The organism is Microterricola pindariensis (assembly GCF_002936985.1).
Taxonomy (GTDB): domain Bacteria; phylum Actinomycetota; class Actinomycetes; order Actinomycetales; family Microbacteriaceae; genus Microterricola; species Microterricola pindariensis.
In genome coordinates, this window is the sequence record NZ_MPZN01000101.1 from 1 (window position 1) to 7,922 (window position 7,922).

The window sequence follows — 7,922 nt, forward strand, 5'->3', positions numbered from 1 at the left end:
AGCGGGCACGGCCACGACGGAGTGCGGGGACGAATTGGAACGCCCCCAGCAGGCTGAACACGGTCACGCTCACGATGTGGGTCACCACCGGGATCGGCGAGTCGAGGAAGCGCGCGTTCTGCGCCGTCTCGAGCGCCCCACCGGTGATCTCGCTGAGCCTGGCCGCGCCCGCGAGGACGGGGATGAGGCTGAGCAGAAGGAGCCCGACGGGGGCGAGCCACTGTCGCCGACTGGCCCGGGTGGCCGCCACGGCGGCGATGGTGGTGGTCATGGCGACTCTTCTCCCTGCGGTTCACTGTGTAGCTCGTTCACGGATATCAGGGTGGCGCCGAGGGCGCCGAGCCGGCGCAGCAGGCCGTGCAGCGCTGCCTGGTCGGCCACCGGGCCGGTGAGGACGGTCGTGCCGTCGGCATCGCCCGCCAGCGTGAACCCGACGAACCACTCGGCCCAGCGCTCGTCGAGCCGTCCGCGCAAGCGGACCTGGTAGGTGTGCGTGTTGATGGTCATACGCGCAATCTACGGAGGCGCGGGGTGAGCGGGCATCACCACATCTGGTGAGCGGGGTGGTGATTCGACTAGAGCAGCCCCCGCTCGCGCGCCCTCCGGACGGCCGCCTGGCGGGTGCCGACCGCGAGCTTCTCGAAGATGTGCCGGGTGTGGGTGCGCAGGGTGTTCACCGAGACGAAGAGCGCCCGGGCGATCTCGGGGCCGCTGAGCTCCGAGGCGAGCAGGGTGAGCACCTGCAGCTCGCGCTCGCTCAGGCGCGGCCCCTGCTCCCCCGCCGGTGCGACGGGCTGCCGCTGCAGCTGCCGGATCTCGGCGACGACGCCGAGTCGCCCGCCGGCCAGGGCCGCGTCGTGGAGCCGCCAGAGCAGCGGGTCGGCCGCAGCGTCGCCCTGCGCGAGCAACAGCCGCGCCAGGGTGAGGTGGGAGTACTCGCGCAGGTAGCCGAGCTCGTCCAGGGGCGTCAGGCCCTGCGCGTCCAGCCAGGCCCGCGCCTCCGGCAGGCGGCCCTGCTCGATCCGGATGCGCGCCTTCATGGCGCCGATCGGGCGCGCCTCCGCGAAGAAGCCGCGCCGGTAGGAGCGCTCCGCCTCCTCCAGGAGGGCGAGGGCTGCCTCCGGCTGACCCTGCGCCCGGCGGAGGAGCGCCTTCGACACGAACCAGCGGTAGTGGTGCTCAGCGGAGAATGCGCCGGCCCCGAGCGCCTCCGCCGCGGAGAGCTGCTCCTCCGCCGCGGCCAGATCGCCCAGCTCGATCAGCACCTCGGCGAAGCCGCCGTGGAGATCGGCGGTGGGCGGCCCACCCCCCAGCCGCGCGCGGGCCTCGCCGAGCGCGGACTCGTAGGCGCGGCGCGCCTCCCCCAGCCGCCCGAGGGGAACCAGCATGTCTGCGCACACCATCGTCGTGCTGAGCGCGTCGGTCAGGTTTCCGGCCAGTCGGAGGCTGTGGCCGGCATCCGCGAACGCACCCAGCCCGCCCTCCAGGTCGCCGCCGGCCCAGAGCCCGAGCCCGAGCAGCCCCGCCGCAGCGCCCCGCCCCAGGTGTTCGTCCGGGCCCGCCAGCCGGAGTGCGCGGCTCGCATGCCGGGTGACGCCGGGCACGTCGCCGGCGGCCAGGGCGACGGCGGCGCGGTAGAGCGCGATGGTGATCGGCAGTGTGTCCAGCTCGGCGCCGGGCTCCGACTCGTGTGCGGGTGCGCCCGGCGCCACCAGCCGCTCGGCGGCCTCCAGCCGGGGCTCGACGGCCGCGATATCACCGGCGACGAGCGCAGACCAGGCGGAGAAGACCAGCAGCACGGGGCGGCGGGCCATCGTTTCAGCCGGCAACATCGAGAGCCAGCGGAGCAGCGTCGCGTCCTGCCTGCTCTTCCGGACGCCGGGGATGCTGGCCTCGATCAGCCGCGCGGCCCTGGTCAGGTCGCCGGCCGCCAGCGCATACCGGACCGCCTCCTCCAGCGCGTCGTGGTGCTCGAACCACGCGCTGGCGCGCGCGTGCAGCACCGCGGCCCGCTCCGCGCCGTGGCCGAGCAGCCGGGACCGGAGCACGTCGGCGAAGAGGTGGTGGTAGCGATACCACTCGCGCGCCTCGTCCAGCGGGACGACGAACAGGTTCGCCCGCTCCAGCGCGGCCAGCGTCGCGCCGCCGCCGGTGCCCCCGGTGACAGCGTCGCAGAGGGGGCCGCTCAGCCGTTCCAGGATGGCCGTGTCCCGGAGGAAGTCGCGCGTCTCCTCTGGCGCCCGCTCGAGCACCTCCTCGATGAGGTAGTCAATGACGAAGCGGTTGCTGCCGGCGAAGCCGGCGATGAAGGCGGAGGCGTCGGCACGGTCCCGCATCGACAGTGCGGCCAGCTGCAGGCCGGCAATCCAGCCCTCCGTGCGCGTCTCGAGCGCTGCCACGTCCTCGTGCGAGAGCGTGAGTCCCATCGCGGTGTTGAGGAACTCGGCCGCCTCGGCGGGCGTGAAGCGCAGCCCGTCGGCGCGCAGCTCGGTCAGCTCGCCCCGGGCGCGCAGTCGCGCAACGGGCAGCAGCGGGTCAGAGCGGCTGGCAATGGCGATGTGCAGGCTGGCGGGCAGACGCTCGAGCAGGAAGCCGAGCGCGTCGAGGATCGCGGCATCCTCGATCACCTGGAAGTCGTCGAGGACGAGGACGATCTCCTGCCCGCTGTGCGCGACCTCGTTGATCAGCAGGGCGAGCCCTGCCTCCAGGCTCGGTTGGCCCGCGTGCGCGTGGACGCCGATGGCCGGATCGGCGGAGCGGAGCGCGGCGCTCAGATAGGCCAGGAATCGCGCGGGGTCGTTGTCGCCCTCGTCGAGCGAGAGCCAGGCCGCCCGCACTCCGGACCGGGCACGGAGCGCGGCGACCCACGCGCTGAGCAGGGTGCTCTTGCCGAAGCCGGCTGGGGCAGAGACGAGGCTCAGGCGTCGTCCGCCGCGGATGCCGGCATCCAGCGCATCCACCAGGTGCGGCCGGGCAATCGCCTGGGCGCGCGGCGAGGGCGCGAAGAGCTTCGTGGCCAAGATCGGCGTCACCATGCGCCCATGCTAGTGCGGGGCGGAGTCGCGGGCCCTGTGGCGCCTAGGCGCGGATCAGCACCGTGCCGGCGACCTTGTCGTGGAAGCCGCGCTGATCCGAGTCCCAGACCAGGGCGGGGACGACGACGACCAGCAACAGCGTGCGCACCAGCACCCGCCAGAACGCGGGGCTGTGCCCGTCGAGGCCGATGAGGCGCATGCCGAACACGCGGTGCCCGATGCTGGCGCCGAGCGCTGCGATCGCGAGGATCTGCAGCACGGCGAAGAGGCCCAGCGTGTAGAAGGAGTACGCGAGCGACTCGTAGGGCGCGAGGAGCAGGGCAAGGCCCATGGCGATGGCCCAGTCCACCGCGATGCCGCCGATGCGGCGCCCGGCGCGGGCGACGGAGTGGGATCCCTCGTTCGGCAGGCCGAGGCGCTCCCCCGGCCACTTGCTCGGGGGGAGCTGGCCGAAGGTTTGCTTGGCGGCGACGTTTCGGCCGGTGGGGCGGGGAGTTCGGGAAGCAGACATCGCAGCCCAGTCTACCGATCGCCCGGCGACGTAACATGCTCGAAACATTCGCGACATTCACGAGTAATTCACCGGTCATAACCTCGGGGCAGGTTGCGCGGAGTAGCCGTACCGGTTCCAGATCTGGGAGAATTCCGACATGTTTAGCGATTCATCTGAGGTGCTCAGCTTCATCAAGGAGACCGACGTCAAGTTCCTTGACATCCGGTTCACCGACCTGCCCGGCGTGCAGCAGCACTTCAACATCCCCGCGGCCACCGTCGACGAGGAGTTCTTCACCGTCGGCCAGATGTTCGACGGCTCCTCGATCCGCGGCTTCGCGACGATCCACGAGTCAGACCTGCAGCTGATCCCCGATGTGAGCACCGCCTACATCGACGTGTTCCGCAAGGAGCGCACCCTGGTGATGCTGTTCGACATCTACAACCCGCGCAACGGCGAGATCTACTCGAAGGACCCGCGCCAGGTCGCCCGCAAGGCCGAGAAGTACCTGGCATCGACCGGCATCGCCGACACCGCCTTCTTCGCCCCGGAGGCGGAGTTCTACATCTTCGACGACGTGCGCTACGAGGTCAACCAGCACACCAGCTTCTACTCCGTTGACTCCAGCGAGGGCGCCTGGAACTCGGGCAAGCAGGTCGAGGGCGGCAACCTCGCCAACACGACCCCCTACAAGGGCGGCTACTTCCCCGTCAGCCCCGTCGACCAGCACGCCGACCTCCGCGACGACATCAGCCTCAAGCTGATCGACGCCGGCCTGCAGCTCGAGCGCAGCCACCACGAGGTCGGCACCGCCGGCCAGGGCGAGATCAACTACCGCTTCGACACCATGGTGCACGCGGCCGACGACATCCTGAAGTTCAAGTACATCGTCAAGAACACCGCCAACCAGTGGGGCAAGACGGCCACCTTCATGCCGAAGCCGCTGTTCGGCGACAACGGCTCTGGCATGCACACCCACCAGTCGCTGTGGAACGACGGCAAGCCGCTGTTCTACGACGAGAACGGCTACGCCGGCCTCTCCGACATCGCCCGCTGGTACATCGGCGGCCTGCTCAAGCACGCCCCCGCCGTTCTGGCCTTCACCAACCCGAGTGTGAACTCGTTCCGCCGCCTGGTGCCCGGCTTCGAGGCGCCCGTCAACCTCGTCTACTCGGCCGGCAACCGCTCCGCCTGCATCCGCATCCCGATCACCGGCTCCAACCCGAAGGCCAAGCGCATCGAGTTCCGCGTTCCGGATGGCGCGAGCAACCCGTACCTGGCGTTCGCGGCCCAGCTGATGGCCGGCATCGACGGCATCAAGAACCGCATCGAGCCGCACGAGCCCGTCGACAAGGACCTCTACGAGCTGCCGCCCGAGGAGGCCAAGTCGATCCCGCAGCTGCCCGGATCGCTCGAGGCGGCCCTCGACGCGCTCGAGGCCGACCACGACTTCCTGCTGCAGGGCAATGTGTTCACGCCCGAGCTGATCGAGACGTGGCTCGACTACAAGCGCGAGCACGAGATCAAGCCGCTGCAGGCACGCCCGCACCCGTTCGAGTTCGAGCTCTACTACGGCGTCTAACCCGCCGAACTGGAGCTGAAACGCAGAAAGGCCCGCACCTCCCGGTGCGGGCCTTTCTGCGTGCCGGAGCCGAACTAGGCGGCGAGGATGCGCTGCTTCTGCGCCTCGAACTCGGCGTCCGTGAGGACGCCGGTGTCGCGGAGCTGGCCCAGCTGCGTGAGCTGCTCGATCACGGACGCCATGCCCGCCGCGGGGGCGGCGGGTGCAGTGGGCTGCGGGTGCCGTGGGCTGCGCTGCAGGCGGAGCCGCCTGCGCTGCTGCGGCATCCTCGGCTGCCCAGCGCTGCTGCTGGCGACGGTGTGTGCTGCCGATCACCCGGGTGGCGACCGACGCCCGGACCGCGGTGCGCAAGAGGCTCATGAGGGGCTCCCTTCCTCGAGCGCGTGCTCCAGGTCGGCGATGTCGACCCCGCCGGCGAGCATCTCGGTGACGCCGGCGCTGGCCCAGGCGGCCGCGGCGGCGGCGAGCGAGCGGTCCTCATAGACGATCACGATGGCCGTCTGGCCGTCGGCGAGGTCGGCGGCGGCGGCCGCTAAGTCCTCGGCGTCGAGGATGCCGGACTCTGCCCCGTCGAACACCGCGAGGTCCAGGCCCGTCGTCCCGGTGAGGTCGGCCAGGGCCCGTTTCACCGGGGCACCGTCCACGCCCAGCCCGACGAGCTCGATGTCGAGCACCTCGATGATGCCCTGCTGCACGCGCTCGAGCACGGCGCTCAACCCGGGGCCGAAATCTGCGCCATCCTCACCAGCGAAGACGAGGTAGGCGACGGGGCCGGAGAATTCCTCGGTGGCCACGGCTAGCCCTTCCGTCCGGTGACGGCACGACCGACGTTGAGCGCGCCGAGGACGATCAGCGCGATGGCGAGGAACCACCAGAGGAAGACGGCGCCCCACAGCGGGCTGCTCAGCAGCGTGAGACCGGCGATCACCGAGAGGATCGCGAAGAGCACGGTGAGTGCCTTCGATCCGGACTGCCCCAGCGTGAACAACGACGTGAATCCCTCGATGACCCACATGACGCCGACCATGATGGTGAGGAAGAGGGCGAGGAATGCGGCCGACTGCTGCAGCGAGCTGAAGGCGTACACGCCGGCGATGACATAGAGGACGCCGAGGAGCACGTGCCCGATCCGGCCGCCCGCCCCGAGAGACTTCGAGAAGATCCCCAGCGCGACGTAGACGATTCCCGCGATGATCGCGTAGAGGGCGATGAGCCCGGTCAGCGCGACGGCGGCCTTCGTCGGCCACGCGAGCACCGCGATGCCGAAGCCGACGGCGGCGAGGCCGCCGACAAGGAGGGCAAGCCGCGCACCCCTGGCCGGGGCGGGAGCGGCTGATGCAGCGGTGGATGGGGCAGAAACGGATGGCACGGTCATTCGGGTTCCTTCGACTGATCAGCTTCAGACGCGCAGGCGGGCGTCGCGCCCACTCTATCCACGGGGCGGCGCATTCGGGAACGACGAGTGCCCTAAATTGGCCCTGCCGTCGTTGATCGTCTCAACCCGCTGTGAAGCCGGCGCATCCGTTGCGAGTGCCCCGAACCGGGTGTAGACCTGAGGGAAGATCGACCGAATCGGAGAGAATCATGCCTGACAAGTCGCCTCACGACCACCACGGCAAGAAGCCGCCGGCTAAGACGCTCAAGGAGAAACGCGCAGCGAAGCACGCGAAACTCCATGACCCCATGCTGGACATGAACTCCGCGTCCGACGCGGTGAACAAGAACAAGTAGCGGCGTCGCCGGCTCAGCCGGTGCTCGGCGTGCCCCGCTCGGGCAAGCCATAGAACTCGCGCTCGAAGACGGCACGCGCCCGCCGCGTGACGGCGAGGTAGTCCTCTTCGAGCAGGTTGGCCGCGCCCGGCGGGTAGTTCAGCAGCCGGGCGACGCCGCCCAGCTGGATGCGATCCCTGGGCAGGATGTCGCCGGTCTTGTTGATCCACAGGGTCATCGCCGAGCGGGCCCGGGACGCCAACAGCCAGGCGGCGCGCAACGTCTCGGCGTCGGCGTCGTCGACCAGGCCGGCATCCACCGCGGCCTGCAGCGCACGGAGTGTCGACGGGGTGCGGAGCCCCTCCACGGAGGCGCCGTGCTGCAGCTGCAGCAGCTGCACGAACCACTCCACGTCGCTGAGCGAGCCGCGGCCGAGCTTGAGGTGGCGCAGCGGGTCCGCGCCCTGCGGCAGCCGCTCGCTCTCGACCCTGGCCTTGATGCGCTTGACCTCGCGCACCGCGCTGTCGGCGATCTCCTCCGGGTAGCGCACGACGTCGGCGGCGGCCATGAAATCGGCCAGCAGGGCGGGGTCGCCGACGGCGCCGCGGGCGCGCAGCAACGCCTGCGCCTCCCAGGTCAGCGACCAGCGCGCGTAGTACGCCTTGTAGGAGTCGAGGGAGCGCGTGACGGGGCCGTTCTTGCCCTCCGGCCGCAGGCCGATGTCGAGGTCGAGCGGCAGCCGGCTGTCCTCGCTCAGCCTGTTCAGGGCAGCGACGATGGCCTGGGAGCGCTTCTGCGCCAGCTCCGGCTCCAGCCCGGCCGGCCGGTAGACGTACATGACGTCGGCGTCCGAGCCGAAACCGAGCTCCTGCCCGCCGAAGCGGCCCATGGCGATGACCGCGAACTCGATGCCGTCGTGCGCCTCCCCGCTCTCGGTGGCGGTGACGGGGCCGCGGATGGCGCGCACGAGGCCGTCGATCAGGTTCTCGGTCACATCGCTCAGGCCCTGACCGAGCTCCTCCACGGTGCAGAGGTCCAGGGTGGCGGCGAAGGCCAGCCGCAGCACCTCGCGCCGGCGGATGCCGCGGAGCACCGCGGCGGC

9 protein-coding genes and 1 pseudogene are annotated in these 7,922 nt (G+C 70.7%); 2 read left to right on the top strand and 8 right to left on the bottom strand.

The window, feature by feature from the left end:
• The 4 genes and pseudogenes from GY24_RS16640 to GY24_RS16655 all read right to left on the bottom strand — a co-directional run.
• Nucleotides 1-271 (bottom strand): annotated as a pseudogene (locus tag GY24_RS16640) (DUF2306 domain-containing protein); the annotation flags it as partial.
• Complete coding sequence (locus tag GY24_RS16645) at nt 268-507, bottom strand: hypothetical protein (RefSeq protein ID WP_104477668.1); 240 nt, start codon at nt 505-507, stop codon at nt 268-270. The pseudogene GY24_RS16640 and the gene GY24_RS16645, both read right to left, overlap by 4 nt.
• 68 nt (nt 508-575) lie before the next feature.
• Nucleotides 576-3,035 (bottom strand): LuxR C-terminal-related transcriptional regulator, encoded by a 2,460-nt coding sequence (locus GY24_RS16650; RefSeq protein WP_104477670.1) that lies wholly within the window; start codon nt 3,033-3,035, stop codon nt 576-578.
• A gap of 43 nt (nt 3,036-3,078) precedes the next feature.
• Nucleotides 3,079-3,546, bottom strand: coding sequence for an RDD family protein (locus tag GY24_RS16655; RefSeq protein ID WP_104477672.1), 468 nt, complete (start codon nt 3,544-3,546; stop codon nt 3,079-3,081).
• Between the two features lie 139 nt (nt 3,547-3,685).
• Here GY24_RS16655 and glnA point away from each other — a divergent pair, with 139 nt between their 5' ends.
• Nucleotides 3,686-5,110, top strand: coding sequence for a type I glutamate--ammonia ligase (gene glnA / locus GY24_RS16660; protein ID WP_083364019.1), 1,425 nt, complete (start codon nt 3,686-3,688; stop codon nt 5,108-5,110).
• Nucleotides 5,111-5,184: 74 nt separating this feature from the next.
• Here glnA and GY24_RS16665 read toward each other — a convergent pair whose 3' ends face one another.
• From GY24_RS16665 to GY24_RS16675, 3 genes are all read right to left on the bottom strand, one after another.
• Entirely contained in the window at nt 5,185-5,376 is a 192-nt protein-coding gene (locus tag GY24_RS16665; RefSeq protein ID WP_202972974.1) for an SHOCT domain-containing protein, read from the bottom strand.
• A gap of 90 nt (nt 5,377-5,466) precedes the next feature.
• Nucleotides 5,467-5,904 carry a hypothetical protein gene (locus GY24_RS16670; protein WP_104477674.1) on the bottom strand — a complete coding sequence of 146 codons (438 nt, stop codon included), beginning with the start codon at nt 5,902-5,904 and terminating at the stop codon, nt 5,467-5,469.
• A 2-nt stretch (nt 5,905-5,906) separates the two neighbouring features.
• Entirely contained in the window at nt 5,907-6,485 is a 579-nt protein-coding gene (locus GY24_RS16675) for an HdeD family acid-resistance protein (protein WP_104477676.1), read from the bottom strand.
• A gap of 209 nt (nt 6,486-6,694) precedes the next feature.
• On the opposite strand from GY24_RS16675, the gene GY24_RS17760 reads away from it, so the two are divergent.
• On the top strand, nt 6,695-6,841 hold the full coding sequence (locus GY24_RS17760; protein ID WP_156786311.1) for a hypothetical protein: 147 nt from the start codon (nt 6,695-6,697) through the stop codon (nt 6,839-6,841).
• 13 nt (nt 6,842-6,854) lie between these two features.
• Here the strand turns inward: GY24_RS17760 and GY24_RS16680 are convergent.
• Nucleotides 6,855-7,922, bottom strand: a 1,068-nt coding sequence (locus GY24_RS16680) for a [protein-PII] uridylyltransferase family protein (RefSeq protein WP_456080965.1), incomplete at its 5' end; no start/stop codon positions are given.

Coding starts and splice junctions, on each gene's coding strand:
- GY24_RS16675 (WP_104477676.1), bottom strand. CDS start 6,485: ATGACCGTGCCATCCGTTTCTGCCCCATCCACCGCTGCATCAGCCGCT.
- GY24_RS16650 (WP_104477670.1), bottom strand. CDS start 3,035: ATGGTGACGCCGATCTTGGCCACGAAGCTCTTCGCGCCCTCGCCGCGC.
- GY24_RS16655 (WP_104477672.1), bottom strand. CDS start 3,546: ATGTCTGCTTCCCGAACTCCCCGCCCCACCGGCCGAAACGTCGCCGCC.
- GY24_RS16665 (WP_202972974.1), bottom strand. CDS start 5,376: ATGCCGCAGCAGCGCAGGCGGCTCCGCCTGCAGCGCAGCCCACGGCAC.
- GY24_RS16645 (WP_104477668.1), bottom strand. CDS start 507: ATGACCATCAACACGCACACCTACCAGGTCCGCTTGCGCGGACGGCTC.
- glnA (WP_083364019.1), top strand. CDS start 3,686: ATGTTTAGCGATTCATCTGAGGTGCTCAGCTTCATCAAGGAGACCGAC.
- GY24_RS17760 (WP_156786311.1), top strand. CDS start 6,695: ATGCCTGACAAGTCGCCTCACGACCACCACGGCAAGAAGCCGCCGGCT.